Source organism: Martinezella miluonensis, assembly GCF_900094545.1.
In the GTDB taxonomy this organism is placed as follows: domain Bacteria; phylum Pseudomonadota; class Alphaproteobacteria; order Rhizobiales; family Rhizobiaceae; genus Rhizobium; species Rhizobium miluonense.
In genome coordinates, this window is sequence record NZ_FMAH01000036.1 from 50,964 (window position 1) to 67,349 (window position 16,386).

13 protein-coding genes are annotated in these 16,386 nt (G+C 61.0%); 8 read left to right on the plus strand and 5 right to left on the minus strand.

Annotated elements, in window-relative coordinates; all coding sequences use genetic code 11:
* Positions 1 to 8: 8 nt before the first annotated feature.
* Together alaS and recA are read right to left on the minus strand one after the other, a co-directional pair.
* Positions 9 to 2,669 carry an alanine--tRNA ligase gene (alaS, locus tag GA0061102_RS24220; protein WP_092853995.1) on the minus strand — a complete coding sequence of 887 codons (2,661 nt, stop codon included), beginning with the start codon at positions 2,667 to 2,669 and terminating at the stop codon, positions 9 to 11.
* A 172-nt stretch (positions 2,670 to 2,841) separates the two neighbouring features.
* Positions 2,842 to 3,927, minus strand: coding sequence for a recombinase RecA (gene recA / locus GA0061102_RS24225; RefSeq protein ID WP_092853996.1), 1,086 nt, complete (start codon positions 3,925 to 3,927; stop codon positions 2,842 to 2,844).
* 240 nt (positions 3,928 to 4,167) lie between these two features.
* Between recA and GA0061102_RS24230 the strand changes: the two genes are divergently transcribed.
* Complete coding sequence (locus GA0061102_RS24230) at positions 4,168 to 5,112, plus strand: carbohydrate kinase family protein (protein WP_092853997.1); 945 nt, start codon at positions 4,168 to 4,170, stop codon at positions 5,110 to 5,112.
* A gap of 46 nt (positions 5,113 to 5,158) precedes the next feature.
* Entirely contained in the window at positions 5,159 to 6,085 is a 927-nt protein-coding gene (locus GA0061102_RS24235) for a pseudouridine-5'-phosphate glycosidase (RefSeq protein ID WP_092853998.1), read from the plus strand.
* Positions 6,086 to 6,187: 102 nt separating this feature from the next.
* On the opposite strand, the gene trpS is transcribed toward GA0061102_RS24235, so the two are convergent.
* On the minus strand, positions 6,188 to 7,207 hold the full coding sequence (gene trpS, locus GA0061102_RS24240; protein WP_092853999.1) for a tryptophan--tRNA ligase: 1,020 nt from the start codon (positions 7,205 to 7,207) through the stop codon (positions 6,188 to 6,190).
* 326 nt (positions 7,208 to 7,533) lie between these two features.
* Complete coding sequence (gene cckA / locus GA0061102_RS24245; protein WP_425348562.1) at positions 7,534 to 10,416, minus strand: cell cycle histidine kinase CckA; 2,883 nt, start codon at positions 10,414 to 10,416, stop codon at positions 7,534 to 7,536.
* A gap of 26 nt (positions 10,417 to 10,442) precedes the next feature.
* On the opposite strand from cckA, the gene GA0061102_RS24250 reads away from it, so the two are divergent.
* The gene (locus GA0061102_RS24250; protein WP_092854001.1) at positions 10,443 to 11,369 is read left to right on the plus strand and encodes a flagellar biosynthetic protein FliO; all 927 of its coding nucleotides are present in this window, start codon (positions 10,443 to 10,445) and stop codon (positions 11,367 to 11,369) included.
* A 108-nt stretch (positions 11,370 to 11,477) separates the two neighbouring features.
* Here GA0061102_RS24250 and dksA read toward each other — a convergent pair whose 3' ends face one another.
* A complete protein-coding gene (gene dksA / locus GA0061102_RS24255; protein WP_004109001.1) occupies positions 11,478 to 11,897 on the minus strand; it encodes an RNA polymerase-binding protein DksA in 420 nt (139 codons plus the stop codon).
* A 280-nt stretch (positions 11,898 to 12,177) separates the two neighbouring features.
* On the opposite strand from dksA, the gene GA0061102_RS24260 reads away from it, so the two are divergent.
* The 5 genes from GA0061102_RS24260 to GA0061102_RS24280 form a co-directional block, all read left to right on the plus strand.
* Complete coding sequence (locus tag GA0061102_RS24260) at positions 12,178 to 12,669, plus strand: SixA phosphatase family protein (protein ID WP_092854002.1); 492 nt, start codon at positions 12,178 to 12,180, stop codon at positions 12,667 to 12,669.
* Positions 12,670 to 12,779: 110 nt separating this feature from the next.
* Positions 12,780 to 14,255: a YcjX family GTP-binding protein gene (locus GA0061102_RS24265; RefSeq protein ID WP_092854003.1), complete on the plus strand. Its 1,476-nt coding sequence runs from the start codon at positions 12,780 to 12,782 to the stop codon at positions 14,253 to 14,255.
* Positions 14,252 to 15,343 (plus strand): YcjF family protein, encoded by a 1,092-nt coding sequence (locus GA0061102_RS24270; RefSeq protein WP_092854004.1) that lies wholly within the window; start codon positions 14,252 to 14,254, stop codon positions 15,341 to 15,343. Before GA0061102_RS24265 ends, GA0061102_RS24270 begins: the two co-directional genes overlap by 4 nt.
* 104 nt (positions 15,344 to 15,447) lie before the next feature.
* Positions 15,448 to 15,999: a hypothetical protein gene (locus tag GA0061102_RS24275; protein WP_092854005.1), complete on the plus strand. Its 552-nt coding sequence runs from the start codon at positions 15,448 to 15,450 to the stop codon at positions 15,997 to 15,999.
* A 106-nt stretch (positions 16,000 to 16,105) separates the two neighbouring features.
* Positions 16,106 to 16,386: transposase (locus GA0061102_RS24280; RefSeq protein WP_139115100.1), on the plus strand; the 281-nt coding region annotated here is incomplete at its 3' end.

A 16,386-nucleotide genomic window follows, 5' to 3' on the forward strand; every position in this document is an offset into this window, starting at 1 on the left:
GTATGTTGTTAGCCGGCGAGTGCCGCGGCAATCGCCTCGATCGCTTCGTCGGCCTTGGCGCCATCCGGGCCGCCGGCCTGAGCCATATCGGGACGGCCGCCGCCGCCCTTGCCACCGAGAGCGGCCGAGGCGATACGGACGAGATCGACGGCGCTCGCACGGCCGATCAGGTCCTCGGTGACGGCAACGACGGCGCTGGCCTTGCCGTCTTCCGAGACGCCGATCAGCGCGACCACGCCCGAGCCGAGACCTGCCTTGGCCTCATCCGCCAGACCCTTCAGATCCTTCGGATCGACGCCAGAGATCGCCTTGCCAAGGAACTTGACACCATTGACGTCGCGCACCGCGTCGGCGGAGCCGCCCTGGCCGCCGCCCATGGCCAGCTTGCGCTTGGCATCGGCCAATTCGCGCTCCAGCTTGCGGCGCTCGTCCATCAGGGCTTCGACGCGCGAAACGACTTCCGCCGGCTGAACCTTCAGCGTTGAGGCGAGGTTCTTCACGCGTTCATCCTGCTCGGAGAGATAGTCGCGTGCGGATTCGCCGGTCACAGCTTCGATGCGGCGCACACCAGCACCGACGGCGCTCTCGCCGAGAATGCGTACGAGACCGATCTGGCCCGTGGCAGACACATGCGTGCCACCGCAAAGCTCGACGGAATAGGCTTTACCGGCCTTGGCGCCGCGAACACCCTGCCCCATCGACACCACGCGGACTTCATCGCCATACTTCTCGCCGAACAGCGCCATCGCGCCTTCCGCGATCGCATCGTCGACGCTCATCAGGCGGGTCGTAACTGGCGAATTCTGCAGAACGATCTCGTTGGCCATATCCTCGACGACCTTCAGCTCCTCAGCTGACATCGGCTTCGGATGGGAAACGTCGAAGCGCAGGCGCTCAGGCGCGACCAGCGAACCCTTCTGCGCCACATGCGTTCCCAGCACTTCACGAAGAGCCTCGTGCAGCAGATGGGTGGCAGAGTGATTGGCGCGCAGGCGCGAGCGCCTGTTGTGATCGACCGTCAGGACGACGGCGTCGCCGACCTTGATCTTGCCTTCGGAGACTTCCGAGCTGTGAATGAAAAGGCCTTCGCCCTTCTTCTGGGTGTCACCGACGGCGAGCTTGCCGTGGTCGCTCGTAATCATGCCGGTATCGCCCATCTGACCACCGGATTCGCCGTAGAACGGCGTCTGGTTGACGACGATTTGCACCTTGTCACCCGCGGAGGCGCTATCGACGGCGACACCATCCTTGACGATCGCCTGGATGACGCCTTCGGCCGTTTCCGTGTCGTAGCCCAGGAATTCGGTCGCGCCGAACTTTTCCTTGAGCTCGAACCAGATGGTCTCCGTCGCCTTGTCGCCGGAGCCGGCCCAATGCGAGCGCGCTTCGGCCTTCTGGCGCTCCATGGCATCCGTGAAACTGGAGATATCGACGCCGATGCCGCGAGCGCGAAGCGCGTCCTGCGTCAGGTCGAGCGGGAAGCCGTAGGTGTCGTAAAGCTTGAAGGCGGTCTCGCCATCCAGGCTGTCGCCCTTGTGCAGCGTCGAGGTCGCGTCGTTGAGCAGCGACAGGCCGCGTTCCAGCGTCTTGCGGAAACGGGTCTCTTCGAGCTTCAGCGTCTCGGATGTGAGCGCTTCGGCACGCACCAGCTCGGGATAGGCACGGCCCATCTGCTGAACCAGCGTCGGCAGCAGCTTCCAGATCAGCGGCTCCTTGGCACCGAGCAGCTGCGCATGGCGCATGGCGCGGCGCATGATACGGCGCAGAACATAGCCTCGGCCTTCGTTCGACGGCAGCACGCCGTCAGCAACCAGGAAGGCGGAGGAGCGCAGATGGTCGGCGATCACGCGATGGCTGGCGCGATGCTCACCCTCGGCCTTTACGCCGGTTGCCTCTTCCGAGGCCTCGATCAGCGCGCGGAACAGGTCGATATCGTAGTTGTCATGCTTGCCCTGCAGAACGGCGGCAACGCGCTCGAGCCCCATACCGGTATCGATCGACGGGCGCGGCAGGTCGATGCGCTGTTCCTTGGTAACCTGCTCGAACTGCATGAACACGAGGTTCCAGATCTCGATGAAGCGGTCGCCGTCTTCCTCGGGAGAGCCCGGAGGGCCGCCCCAAATGTGATCGCCATGGTCATAGAAGATCTCGGAACAGGGGCCGCAGGGGCCGGTATCGCCCATCGCCCAGAAATTGTCGCTGGTGGCGATGCGGATGATCTTGTCGTCGGAAAGGCCGGCGATCTTCTTCCACAGATTATAGGCGTCGTCGTCGGTGTGGTAGACCGTGACCAGCAGGCGCTTGGCATCGAGGCCGAATTCCTTGGTGATCAGGTTCCAGGCAAGCTCGATCGCACGCTCCTTGAAATAGTCGCCGAAGGAGAAATTGCCGAGCATCTCGAAGAAGGTGTGGTGGCGCGCGGTGTAGCCGACATTATCGAGGTCGTTGTGCTTGCCGCCGGCGCGTACGCATTTCTGCGCCGTCGAGGCCGTCGTATAGGGACGCGGCTCCAGGCCGGTAAACACGTTCTTGAACTGCACCATGCCGGCATTGGTGAACATCAATGTCGGATCGTTGCGCGGTACGAGCGGGCTCGACGGCACGATCTCGTGACCGTTTTTCTTAAAATAGTCGAGGAAGGTCGACCGGATTTCATTCACACCGCTCATAGGGGGCCCTTCAGTACTGCCGTCAACAACTTGCGTCAAAGTCAGTGGCTTTTATCGTTCGCTCCGGGCGCTGTCCAGCCGCACGAACAAAACCGGCCGCACATCCCTTGGACAATGCGGCCGGTTTCAGCTTTTAGTCTCGTATCAAGCCGGAAATTGCTCCCGGAAATCGTTACTCGCTCGCATCATCACCATCATCGGCATCCGGACCGCCATTCTGCAGGAAGCGGTCGGCGATCAGACCGGCATTCTGGCGCAGCGACAATTCGATCTCGCGGGCGAGATCCGGATTGTCGCGCAGGAAGATCTTCGCATTCTCGCGGCCCTGGCCGAGGCGCTGGCTGTTATAGGAGAACCAGGCACCGGACTTTTCGACGATGCCGGCCTTGACGCCGAGATCGACCAGCTCGCCCGTCTTAGAAACGCCTTCGCCATACATGATGTCGAACTCGACCTGCTTGAAGGGAGGTGCCATCTTGTTTTTGACGACCTTGACGCGAGTCTGGTTGCCGATCACTTCTTCGCGCTCCTTGACCGCGCCGATGCGGCGGATATCGAGGCGAACCGAGGCATAGAACTTCAGCGCATTACCGCCGGTCGTCGTTTCCGGCGAACCGAACATGACGCCGATCTTCATGCGGATCTGGTTGATGAAGATCACCATGGTTTTGGACTTCGAGATCGAAGCCGTAAGCTTGCGCAACGCCTGGCTCATCAAACGAGCCTGCAGGCCCGGCAGGCTGTCGCCCATCTCGCCCTCGATTTCGGCTCGCGGCGTCAATGCCGCAACGGAGTCGACGACGAGAACGTCGATGGCACCGGAGCGCACGAGCGTATCGGTGATTTCAAGCGCCTGCTCGCCGGTATCCGGCTGCGAGATCAACAGGTTCTGCAAATCGACGCCCAGCTTGCGGGCATAGACCGGATCGAGCGCATGTTCCGCGTCCACGAAGGCGCAGATGCCGCCCTTCTTCTGGGCCTCTGCAATGGTCTGCAGAGCCAGCGTCGTCTTACCCGAGCTTTCCGGCCCGTAGATTTCGATGATGCGTCCCTTCGGCAAGCCGCCAATGCCGAGGGCGATATCGAGGCTCAGAGAACCCGTGGAAACCGTTTCGATTTCGACCACGTTCTCGTTAGAACCGAGCTTCATGATCGAGCCCTTGCCGAACGACCGCTCAATTTGAGAGAGTGCCGCTTCAAGTGCCTTGCTTTTATCCACCGATTTGTCCTCTACAAGCCGCAAAGAATTCTGAGACATTCGATCCACCTTTAGGTTATTGAAGCCGCTCTAGCAATGTCGCCGCTGATGAGAATTCTGTACTCTATTTGTTCTCTTATCGCAAGAGCACAACAAGCGATTGAAAGAAAAAGGTAAAATGAATTTCGTTCTACTTTTGTTTTCTCCTTTCTTACCAGATACTTACATATCCGGAACCATAGGTTCCATCATGTCGACTGGCGGCTCGATTCGCTTTTTTTGATTGCTGAGGAAAACCATATGGCGAAGAAGATTCTCGTTCTCGGCGGCGCTCATGTCGATCGGCGCGGCCGCATCTTCGGCGAGACGGCGCCGGGCGCCAGCAATCCGGGAGCCTGGTTCGAAGAACCCGGCGGCGGCGGCTTCAATGCGGCCCGCAATCTCGCCCGCCTCGGCTTCGAAGTCCGGATGATCTCGCCGCGCGGCGGCGACCCCTCGGGCGAGATGGTCGCGGAGGCTGCCAGCCATGCCGGCATCGATGACAGGCCTTTTGTTTTCCTCGACCGCAAAACGCCGAGCTACACCGCGATCCTCGAACATGACGGTAACCTGGTCATCGCCCTTGCGGATATGGAACTCTACAAGCTGTTCAGCCCACGCCGTCTGGCGATTCGCGCCGTTCGCGAAGCTTTTGACGAGGCCGACCTCGTTCTCTGCGACGCCAATCTGCCGGCCGAGACTTTGGCGACGATTGCGACAAAAGCCTTCCTCTGCGGCAAGCCCGTCGCCGCCATCGCAATCTCACCGGCAAAGGTCGTGCGTTTGAAGCCAAGCCTCCCGGGCATCGACTATCTGTTCCTCAACGAGGCGGAGGCAGCCGCACTGACCGAAAACCGCCCGGAAGACCCGCGCGAATGGGTGGAAGCGTTGCGTGCCCTCGGCCTGCGCAATGGGGTAATCACCCGCGGCAAGCGCGCGCTGGTCGCTTTCTCCCATGACGCAGTGATCAGCCTGCAGCCGCCCATCGTCGATAATGTCGCCGATGTCACCGGAGCGGGCGATTCACTTGCTTCGGGCGTACTCTCGGCCCTGCTTGCCGGCCACGATCTCGGCGAAGCCGTCCGCCATGGCGCAGCCGCCGCGGCGATCACTGTGCAGTCGCCCTTTGCGACTGCAGAAAATCTCTCCCCCGAGCTGCTAAAGACGACCTTGGCCCTTGTTCCCAAGGCCGAAATTCTGTCATGAAGCCTCTTCAAAACGCCTAAATTGTTTCAGTGAATTGGAAACGACAATGACTCAGCCTATCTCGCCACTGCTTCCGATCTCCTATTCGAAGGAAGTTGCCGCCGCCAAGCTGCGCGGCGCGCCGCTTGTCGCCCTGGAATCGACCATCATCACCCATGGCATGCCCTACCCAGGCAATATCGAGATGGCTCGCAGCGTCGAGGCGATCATCCGGCAGGAAGGCGCGGTGCCGGCGACCATCGCCGTCATTCACGGCACCCTGCATATCGGTCTTGAGCCGGAAGAGCTGGAAGCCCTTGCCAAGACGGAGGGTGCAATGAAAGTTTCGCGCGCTGACCTCGCTTTTGCGATCGCCGAGCGCCGCACCGGCGCAACCACCGTCGCCGCCACCATGATCGCCGCAGCCCGCGCTGGCATCAAGGTCTTCGCCACCGGCGGCATCGGCGGCGTGCATCGCGGCGCAGAAGAGAGCTTCGATATTTCTGCCGATCTTGAAGAGCTGTCCCGCACCGGCGTCATCGTCGTCTGCGCCGGCGCCAAGGCGATCCTCGATATTCCGAAGACGCTCGAAGTGCTGGAAACCCGCGGCGTTCCGGTCGTGACTTACGACAGCACCGAATTCCCGGCCTTCTGGTCGCGCTCTTCCGGTCTGGCGAGCCCGCTGACGCTGAATAGCCCGGCCGCTATCGCCAACTTCCAGATGACGCGCGAACAGCTCGGCATCGATGGCGGCATGCTGATCGCCAATCCTGTTCCTGAAGCCGACGAAATCCCGCGCGAGGAAATGGAAATCTATATCGAGCGGGCCATCGACAGCGCCGAGCGCGACGAAGTCTCCGGCAAGGCTGTTACGCCCTATCTGCTCAGCACCATCTTCGACATCACCGAAGGCCGCAGCCTCAAGACCAACATTGCGCTCGTTGAAAACAATGCGCGCCTTGCCGCCGAAATCGCCGTCGCTCTGGCGGAATAATCAGAGCTATCACGCTATCGCGCGGCCTGTCGTTTCACCGAAACGGCAGGCCGTTTTCTTTTGCGATTCCGGGAAGGGGTAATTCCCCTTTCCAGGGGTAGCTCAGGCCAAGGTAAACAGGCCCAGTGCAGATCGCAGTTCCACAAGCGTCGCCTCAGTCGTCTCTCTCGCCTTTCTCGTACCCTCGCGTACGATCCCCATGACATAGTCCGGCTCGGCAGCGTAGCGCGCACGGCGCTCGCGGATCGGAGCGAGCAGTGCCTGAAGGATGTCTTCAAGATGCCTCTTCAGAGTGACATCGCCGAGCCCGCCGCGACGATAATGCGCCTTCATATCATCGACCAATTGTCGATCATCGCAAAAGGCATCCAGATAGGTGAAGACGACGTTTCCCTCGACCTTGCCGGGGTCACTGACGCGCAGGTGACCCGGATCGGTATACATGCGCCGCACCGCATCTCTGATATCGTCGGGCGAGGCCGAAAGCGGGATGGCGTTGCCCTGGGATTTGCTCATCTTCGCCTTGCCGTCGACACCGGGCAAGCGCCCCACCTTTGGCACCATGGCCGCAGCCTCGACGAGAACATCGCGCCCGATCTGTCGATTGAGACGACGAACGATCTCATTGGTCTGCTCGATCAAGGGAGTTTGATCCTCGCCGACGGGAACGACCGACGCCTTGAAAGCGGTAATATCGGCCGCCTGTGAGACCGGATAGCAAAGAAAGCCAGCCGGCACATCGCGTTCGAAGCCGCGAAGCTGGATTTCCGTCTTGATCGTCGGATTGCGCTCCAGACGGCTGACCGTGACGAAGTTCAGGTAGAGCAGCGTCAATTCCGCCAGCGCCGGCAAAGCGGATTGAACGCAGATCGTCGTCAGCGCCGGGTCGATGCCGACGGCGAGATAGTCGATGGCAACCTCGAGAACGTTGCGTCGGACCTTTTCAAGACCACCGGCATTGTCGGTCAAGGCCTGGTTATCGGCCAAAAGCAGAAATTGCCGATGGCTGCGCTGAAGCGCAACGCGGCTCTTCAGGGAGCCGACATAATGGCCAAGATGGAGAGGACCGGTGGTCCGGTCGCCCGTCAGGATAACGGGACGGGTATCGATAGGAGAAAACATTTCTTTGCTCCGCAAAAGGAGCCGCCGCAATCGGGAAGGAAACTGAAATGGCGATGCCTGCCGGATCACGGCGGCAGGGTCGATTTCAACACATGACGACTGCCGCTCCTAGAAGGAGCGCCACCACATTTGGCAAATGGGCTTGGCAAGGTCGATCATGTACGGTTGATAGCACCTTTGCATTGCAATCGGCAACATCGAGAGGCGAAAATCGCCCCTCACCTAAAGCGCGTCGCGATCTTTCAGATTCGCCTCTCGCGCTTTAGGTCTTTGATTTTGCGCATGTCGTTGTCGCAAAACCGCTGCACGCTTTTGCGCGACATGCGCTAGTTCTTGTCCAGCGTCTCGCGCACGACCACGGCAAGCTGCTTCAGCGAAAACGGCTTCGGCAAGAAGCCGAATTGCGCATCGGCCGGCAGGTTGCGGGCAAAAGCATCCTCCGCATAACCCGACACAAAGATGAACTTCATATCGGGATATTTCTTGCGCAGCTCGCGCAGCAGCGACGGGCCATCCATTTCAGGCATGACGACATCGGATACGACGACATCGACCTGCCCGTCGAGCTCGTCCATGATATCGAGCGCCTCGACGCCAGAGCCGGCCTCGTAGACGGTATAGCCGCGCGTCTCGAGCATGCGCTTGCCGCCGCGACGCACCGCCTCCTCGTCCTCGACCAACAGCACCACTGCGGACTTGCCCGTCAGGTCGGCCGGCTCCTCTGCCGGAACGACCGCCGCAACGCTTTGGTCCATGGCCGCAACATCGCGGCTTTCCGGCATTTTCGCTTCGGTCACCGCAAGCATTTCGACGATGTGGCGCGGCAGGAAGATGCGGAAAGTCGTTCCCTTGCCGACTTCCGATTCCGGCTGGATGTAACCGCCGGACTGCTTGATGATGCCATAGACCATCGCAAGACCGAGGCCGGTGCCCTTGCCCACTTCCTTGGTCGTGAAGAAAGGCTCGAAGATTTTGTCCATGATTTCGGGCGCGATACCGGTGCCGGTATCGCTGACTTCGATGAGAACCATGTCCTCATGCGGCAGATAGGGATAATTGAAGGCGCTAACGTCGGCCGCAAGCAGATTGCGTGTTCGCAGCGTCAGCATGCCACCGCCCGGCATCGCGTCGCGCGCATTGACGCAGAGATTGATGATCACCTGCTCGAACTGCGAAAGATCCGTCTTCACCGGCCAGAGATCGCGGCCGTAATCGACATCCAGCTTGACATGCGTGCCCGACAGCAGCCTGTCGACCAGCATGCGCAGATCGCCGATCACATCGGTGAGGTTGAGGACTGTCGGCCGCATGGTCTGCTTGCGCGAGAAGGCGAGCAGCTGCCGCACCAGCACGGCCGCTCGATTGGCGTTGCGCTTGATTTCCATCAAATCCGCAAAGCTGGCATCGGAGGGCCGCGCCTGCAGCAGCAGATGGTCGGAAGACAAGAGGATCGCGGTCAGTACGTTGTTGAAATCGTGCGCGATGCCGCCGGCGAGCGTGCCCACAGCGTTCAGCTTCTGCGTCTGCGCCATCTGCGTCTCGAGCGCCTTCTGCTCGGTCACCTCCACGGCATAGACGATCGCAGCCTCTTCCGGCGCCTCGTCGGTCTGGTCGATAACGGCATTGATATAGAATCGGAAATGCCGCGTCTCGTCTTTCGGATTGCGGGAGTCGATCGCTGGGATATCGCCTTGCCGGTCCTTGGCGGCGGCAAGCGCCTGGTGTAGCCGCGATCGGTCGCTCTCGTTGACGACGGTCTCCAGCGCTGCTCCACGCTCGATGTCGTCGCGTGACACCAGATCCGAGAACAGCTTCAGGAATGGCGCATTGGTGCGCAGGATGCGGCCGGTACCGTCAACGGAAGCGATCGCCATCGGCGTGTTGTTGAAGAAGCGACTGAAGCGCATTGCCGCGGCCGAAGCCGATTGTTCGGTGTCGCCGCCGTTTTGCCGCGTCAAGACGATAGTGCGGCTTTCGCCCGGGGCGCCGTCGCGCATCGATGTGACGCTGTGGACGATCTGCACGGGCAGGCTCTGGCCGTTGGAGCGGCGAAGATCAAGATCGAGCGTCACCGTCTTCTTGAAGCCAGGCTCGGCCTGAACCGACTGGATCAGCGCCAGCCCCTCGCCGGCGACGAGATCGCCGATTGTCATCGAACCGGGTACGAACTTCGTCAGATCGAAGCCCAGCCACTCCGCCAGCGTCGCATTGAGATAGAAGATCTCGCCCTTGCGGCCGGCGGAGAAGAAACCAGCCGGTGCGTGATCGAGATAGTCGATCGCGTTCTGCAATTCCTTGAAGAAGCGCTCCTGATCGTCGCGCTCGGAGGTGATATCCGTGATCTGCCAGATGTGCAGCGCCTTGTTGCCGCCCTGCTCCGGCTGCAGCACCCGCGCTTTCAATCGATACCAATGCGCCCCCTGCCCGATTCCATTGAAAGGACCGAGCGGTTTCAGCAGCCGGAATTCCTCCGATCCCTCCTTGCCGTCACGCAAACCATTGGCCAGACGATAGAGAGCCTCGTTTGATTCACGGTTACGGGAGAGCAGCGTCTCGAGCGACTGCACCTCGGTCGCCTTGCTGGCGCCGGTCAGCCGTCCATAGGCGGCGTTGGCATAGACGATGCGGCTTTTCTCGTCCGTTATCAGCGTCCCGTCCGGATGGCTGTTCAGGAACGAGCGCGCCAGGCTATCGGACTGGGGCTGCGGCATGACCTCGACGAAGCCGATGATCGAGGAGACCAGAAAGAAGATGCCGACCATGGCAAGAATGCCTAGGCCTCCGAGCACGGCTTCATTGTCGAGCTGGCTCTTGAAGACGACGAAGGCAGCTGCTGCTGCCACGAGAACAAGCGCAAGCAGGATGATGCGCAGCACTGTGCCGGAACGAACCCCGCGATCCACCAGCGGCACGCTATACTCGTCGGACGGACGCTGCTTCGTCATAAACCCCTCGTCTCCGCCATTCTCCTCGCGACATGTCATAGACGTTTCGGATCGCCAGAGTCGGACCTTTCGAATCTTCTTTACCAATTTGCATGACAGGCAAAAAGCTTTGCGGGGCCAGAAAGGCTTGAATTCACAAGCAAGAGAGCCACGGAGGCTGCAATCACATCTTGTATCGGGCTTGATCCTGTCCATATGATCGCCGCATAGAAAGTCCACGGTCAAGGCATCTGCCTTATTGTAGTTGCGCATAGGCCGCGACATCGGGGACAAATACGGAGTATCTCGACATGTGGGACGACATCGCCGGAGCCTATGGCAGCCGCTTTTTCCTTGCAGCCGGCGGGGTTGGCCTCGCCCTTCTCGTACTGATCGGCATTCTTTGGATTGTGCGCAATCGGGCACCTTCACCCTTTGTCCGCGGCGGCAAGAACCGCCAGCCGCGCCTGCAGGTGCTGGATGCCGCCGCCGTCGATGCGCGCCGCCGTCTCGTGCTCGTCCGGCGCGACGGCATCGAACACCTCATCATGATCGGCGGCCCGACCGATATTGTCATCGAATCCGGCATCTCGGATCCCACTCGGGCAGGAGCAGCGGCATCGCTCGAAGCTCCGGTCGCATTCGAAAGCCGGCTGCAGCCGCTGCAAAAGGTCGGCGAGCTCGATAGCCCGCCCGTCGCGCTTCCTGCGCAACGGCAGCAGTCGACAGAGGAAAAGATCGAAGCCTATCTGCGCGCCGAGTCGGCCGCTCCAACGCCGCCAAGGCCGGCGCCGCAGCCGGTTGAACGTGCCCCTCAGCCCGTCGCGCCGCCGCCACAGCGCGCATCGCAGCCGGCACCCGCCATCACCGAAGCCGAAGCCGCCGACATCTTGGACGCAGCCCGCCATGTCGTCCTGCCGCCGCAGCCTATACGACCGGCAGCCGTCGAGCCGACCATCACGCCGCTCGCCCCCGTTCCGGCCCCCGCTGATACCGGCAATGATTTCCAGCGCGTGCTCGAAGCGGAAATGTCGAAGAATTTGACTGCGGAACGGATTATTCCAAGCGTTCCGCCGCAGCGGCAGGTTCAACAGCAGCCGGTGACCGCACCCTCTCAAGTTCCAGGCCCAGCGCAACGCGTCGAACCCGAACTGGCCCCGATGACCGGAGCGGACAGCGCCCTTCAGAAAGAAGTGGCCCGCATCTTCGGTGAAATGAGCGTCAGCCGCGACAAATAGAGCGCGGCCCGAAATAGAGCGCGGCCCGAAACGCCTGCGAATCAAAAAAGGCACGGCGTTTGGAGCGCCGTGCCTTTTATTTTGTTCCGGTCAAGATCGACCGTTCCATTACTCGTCGCGATAGACCTTCTCGCGGCGCTCGTGGCGTTCCTGCGCTTCGATCGACAAGGTGGCGATCGGACGTGCGTCGAGACGCTTGAGGCCGATCGGCTCGCCGGTTTCTTCACAGTAGCCGTAAGTGCCGTCCTCGATACGCTGCAGTGCAGCGTCGATTTTCGAGATAAGTTTACGCTGGCGGTCGCGAGCCCGAAGTTCGATGGCCCGGTCTGTTTCTGAGGAAGCCCGATCGGCGAGATCGGGATGGTTTGCGCTTTCTTCTGCCAAATGGTCCAGGGTTTCGCGCGCTTCTCTAAGGATATCGTTTTTCCAGGCGATCAGCTTCGCTCGAAAATAAGCTCGCTGATTTAGGTTCATGAACTCCTCGTCTTCCGAGGGCACGTAATTGCTAAGATCGATCTTCTCACTCAACGCGATTCTCCTGAAGAACATCTCATATGGCGGGCTGTATATCCCAACCAATAGTGCCGGTTCAAGCCAAATAGAGGCTGTCAACTGATTTTTAAATTTGTCATAAATTTCGGCTAAGCGTCTAATTTTTCACCATATATTGGCAACGACCCAAATTTGGCGTGCCGGTAACCTTTGCGCGAGCCGGTGCTCCCGCTCGATTCGGGCGGCATCACCGCGGTTGACGGCATGGGCAGGGAGACGTTACGTCATTGACAAAATAGAGCTTCGGAATTTCATCATGACCAGCATCTCGCCGCCGCCATCACGTATCTATCTCCTGCGTCATGCAGAGGCTCAGCGGGCCGCACCCGGACAGAAGGATTTCGATCGTCCTCTGAGCAACAACGGTTACGCCGCAGCAGAAATCGTTGCCGACAAGGCCGCCGAAAAAGACTACAAGCCAGATCTGGTCATCTCATCGACGGCGCTGCGCTGCCGCCAGACGGCCGAGGCCATGCGCCGCGTCGTCAGCCCCTCCACCGAATTCCGCTTTGTCGATGCCGTCTATAATGGAACGCTGGACATCTACCTTTCGCTTATCGCGTCGCAAAAGGATCAGCAGTCCGTCATGCTCGTGGCGCATAATCCGACCATCGAGCAGACGCTGGAAGCTCTGATCGGTCACAAGGCCCTGGCAGCCGCCCTCCCGCACGGCTTTCCGACTGCCGGCCTCGCGGTCGTCGACGCGGCATCGACCGGCTGGTCGCTGACGGAATTTGTCACCAAATAGGGATAAGCGCCTGAAGCGAGCCAGCTCGGTCTTCGCTTTGCTCGCTCATCTTTTCCGCGCAAGATTCGCTTCCTATATTCACGGTCACGCTGTCACCCAGGGATCCCGCCTTGCCCCCAAGCCTGACCTCCTTTACCGACGACGCCCTCATCGCCTTCGACAATCTCGCAGATCGCGCAGCCGGGCTCGTCAACCCGACAATTCGGCTGGGGGTGACGGGGCTCTCCCGCTCCGGAAAGACCGTGTTCATCTCGTCGCTGTTGCACAATCTGCTGAATGGCGGACGCCTGCCCTTGTTCGAGCCGGTACAATCGGGCCGCGTTTCGGCGGCTCGCCTCGAGCCCCAGCCGGACGACGCCGTGCCGCGCTTTCAATATGAGGATCATATCCGCGCACTGGTCAAAGAGCGCATATGGCCGGATTCGACGCGTGCGATCTCCGAGCTGCGCATCACGCTAGACTATCAAAGCGCCAGCGGCTGGAACCGCTTGTTCTCCCCAGGCCGACTTTCCATCGATATCGTCGATTATCCGGGCGAATGGCTGCTCGATCTCCCCCTGCTCGGAAAGGATTTCCGAGCCTTCAGCAGCGACACCTTGGCGCTGGCCGAGACCGGCATTCGCGCCGAGCTGTCCCGCAACTGGCTGGCAAGAACCGAAAGTGCCGATATTACCGCGGCCGCCGACGAAATGAAGGCGCGCGATCTTGCCACCGCTTTTTCCGATTATCTCAAGGCCTGCAAATCCGACGAGCGCTCGCTCTCTACGCTGCCGCCCGGCCGCTTCCTGCTGCCCGGCGATCTCGATGGTTCTCCGGCGCTAACCTTCGCACCGCTTAAGCTTCCCGCCGAGGGCAGCGCCCCGAAGGGGTCGCTCTGGGCGATGATGGAGCGTCGCTACGAGGCCTATAAATCGGTCGTGGTCAAACCCTTCTTCCGCGAGCACTTTGCCCGCCTCGACCGCCAGATCGTGCTCATCGATGCGCTGCAGGCCATCAATCGCGGTCCGGAAGCCGTGCAGGATCTCGAACGCGCGCTGACGGACGTGCTCGCCTGCTTCCGTCCCGGCAACAACTCGTTCTTTTCCTCGCTGCTCGGCCGGCGCATCGACCGCGTCCTGGTCGCCGCCACCAAGGCCGATCACCTGCACCACGAGAGCCACGACCGGCTGGAGGCGCTGACGCGGCGCCTGGTCGAGCGCGCGGTCGAACGCATCGGCATGGCCGGCGCCGGCATCGAAGTCATGGCAATCGCTTCCGTGCGCGCCACGCGCGAAGCAACGGTCACGCGCGATGGGCAGATGCTTCCCGTCATCGTCGGTACGCCGATGGACAAGGAAACGATCGCAGGCGAAATCTTCGACGGCGACCGTAAAACGGCGGTATTCCCCGGCGATCTCCCTGAAAATCCGCGCTGGCTGTTCGAAGCCCTTGAATCGGATGGGGCCAAGGTCCACTTGCCGGACGTAAATGTCGTCCGCTTCCGGCCGCCGGAGCTGGATGAAACCGGTGGCGGAATCAAGCTATCAGTACCGCACATCCGGCTTGATCGTGCCATGCAGTTCCTGTTCGGAGACCGTCTCGCATGACGAAACCGACCGAAAACGATCCCAACAGCGGCGCCCGCCGCCCGGCAGCCTTTTCCGTGGGGCCGAGCGAAGCGAATACGAGTGCCAAGGCCGGCCCCGAAGTGCTGCGCCGCAAGCCGCAAAGCTTTGACACCGAGATCGTCCTGACCCCGGACGAAGAAGATCCCTTCATCAGCCCTGCCGTCGATCCGACGCTTGCGGGAAATGCTGTTGCGAAGCCCCGTCATCGCGGGTTGTCCTTCGGCAAGGTAGCGCTGAGCGCGCTCGGCGTACTGATATCGCTCGCCTTCGGGCTCTGGACGGACCAGCTTATCCGCAACCTGTTCAGCCGCGCCGACTGGCTCGGCTATACCGCCCTTGCCGCAGTCGCCATCGGTATCCTCGCCGTGCTCGCCATCGTGGTCAGGGAAACCGCCGGCATGATGCGGCTGGCTGCGGTACAATCGATCAAGGCGGAGGCGGAAGCCGCGATCGTCGAGACACGACCGGCGCGCGCCAAGGCGCTGGTGAAGCGTCTCTGCGCAATTCTGGAGACCAACCCGGAAACAGCCAGAGGACGCGCGACGCTGAAGGCCGCCGAAGACGACATCATCGACGCGCCGCAGCTGATCGAGCTCGCCGAACGTGAGCTGCTCGGGCCGCTCGACCGTCGCGCCCGGACGTTGATTCTCGGCGCTTCGAAACGCGTCTCGGTCGTGACGGCCGTCAGCCCGCGCGCCCTCGTCGATATTCTCTACGTTCTCTATGAGGCCGCCAAGCTGGTTCGCGCCATGGCGGAGCTCTATGGCGGCAGGCCCGGCACGCTCGGCATGGTCAGACTGATGCGCGACGTGCTAGCCCATCTGGCCGTTACCGGCTCGATTGCTGTCGGCGACAGCATCGTTCAGCAGCTAATCGGCCACGGTTTGGCGTCCAAACTTTCGGCGCGACTCGGCGAAGGCGTCGTCAACGGCATGATGACGGCAAGAATCGGCATCGCAGCGATGGATCTCTGCCGGCCGCTCTCCTTCAAGGCGCTCAAGCGGCCCGGTATTGCCGACTTCGCCGGCGATCTCACGCCGAATATGACCGGGCGCTCCGCAACCTAAACGCCCGTAAATCCGGCACTGCAGGGCCTCGGAAACCAAGCATTAACCATTCTAAGGCAAAAGTAACAACCAGTTTTACCGTTCCGCCTCGCTAGGGAATGTCCATGTTTTCGCGTCAATTTCTTCTTGTAAGCGGCTTTGCCGCCGCGACCCTCTCCACCGGTGCTTGGGTGCAATCAGCCGACGCGGCTCCCCGCGACAAGGCATTCTTCCAGTCCGTCTCCGGCTTATGGAACGGCCCCGGCGAAATCGTCGCCGGCAAGTACAAGGGCACGAAGTTCACCTGCAGCCTCACAGGCAAGCCGATCGATGGCAGCAGCACCGGTGTGAAGCTCGATGGCACCTGCCGCGTCGGCGTCTTCCAGCAGCCGATGTCGGCAGAAATCACACAGAGCGGCGGCTCCTATTCCGGAAAGTTCCTGGATGGCGCAGCCGGCAAGGGACTTGATGTGACGTCCGGCACGGTCAATGACGGCACCGTCGTTCTCGGCCTCAATCGCCAGAAGCTCAACGGCGCCATGATCGCCCGCGTTTCCGACAGCAAGTCGATGAACGTCACGATCTCGGTCAAGGTTGGCGAACAGATGGTGCCCGTCATCGGCGTTACCTTGAAGCGCGCCGACGTCGATCCGATAGCGGTCGGATCGATCCAGTAAATCCCGGCGTGGGCCCCAACGTTCAAAGGCCGGCACATATCAGCCTGTGTGAGAAGTCCGGCAAATCAATTAAGGTGGCCGCATTGGAAACGATGCGGCCATTTTCATGGGATACATTTCAGGGACTGATCGGGGTCAGACGTCGCTGTTGCCAGCCCGGATCGAGGATTACGTTGCGGCAGATGCTGCGGTGCGGGTGATCGATGCCTTTGTCGATGGGCTTGATGTTGCGCAGCTCGGATTCAGGCGAGCGGTTGAGGCCTCGACAGGTCGTCCCCCCTACGATCCGCGTGATCTGCTGAAGCTCTACATCTACGGCTATTTCAACGAGGTGCGCTCCTCCCGGCGACTGGAGCGTGAATGCCGGCGTAATGTGGAGACGATGTG

Bases quoted from the DNA above. Each gene is read 5' to 3' on its own strand.
- alaS (WP_092853995.1), bottom strand. From the start codon at position 2,669: ATGAGCGGTGTGAATGAAATCCGGTCGACCTTCCTCGACTATTTTAAG.
- recA (WP_092853996.1), bottom strand. From the start codon at position 3,927: ATGTCTCAGAATTCTTTGCGGCTTGTAGAGGACAAATCGGTGGATAAA.
- GA0061102_RS24230 (WP_092853997.1), top strand. From the start codon at position 4,168: ATGGCGAAGAAGATTCTCGTTCTCGGCGGCGCTCATGTCGATCGGCGC.
- GA0061102_RS24235 (WP_092853998.1), top strand. From the start codon at position 5,159: ATGACTCAGCCTATCTCGCCACTGCTTCCGATCTCCTATTCGAAGGAA.
- trpS (WP_092853999.1), bottom strand. From the start codon at position 7,207: ATGTTTTCTCCTATCGATACCCGTCCCGTTATCCTGACGGGCGACCGG.
- cckA (WP_425348562.1), bottom strand. From the start codon at position 10,416: ATGTCGCGGCCTATGCGCAACTACAATAAGGCAGATGCCTTGACCGTG.
- GA0061102_RS24250 (WP_092854001.1), top strand. From the start codon at position 10,443: ATGTGGGACGACATCGCCGGAGCCTATGGCAGCCGCTTTTTCCTTGCA.
- GA0061102_RS24260 (WP_092854002.1), top strand. From the start codon at position 12,178: ATGACCAGCATCTCGCCGCCGCCATCACGTATCTATCTCCTGCGTCAT.
- GA0061102_RS24270 (WP_092854004.1), top strand. From the start codon at position 14,252: ATGACGAAACCGACCGAAAACGATCCCAACAGCGGCGCCCGCCGCCCG.
- GA0061102_RS24275 (WP_092854005.1), top strand. From the start codon at position 15,448: ATGTTTTCGCGTCAATTTCTTCTTGTAAGCGGCTTTGCCGCCGCGACC.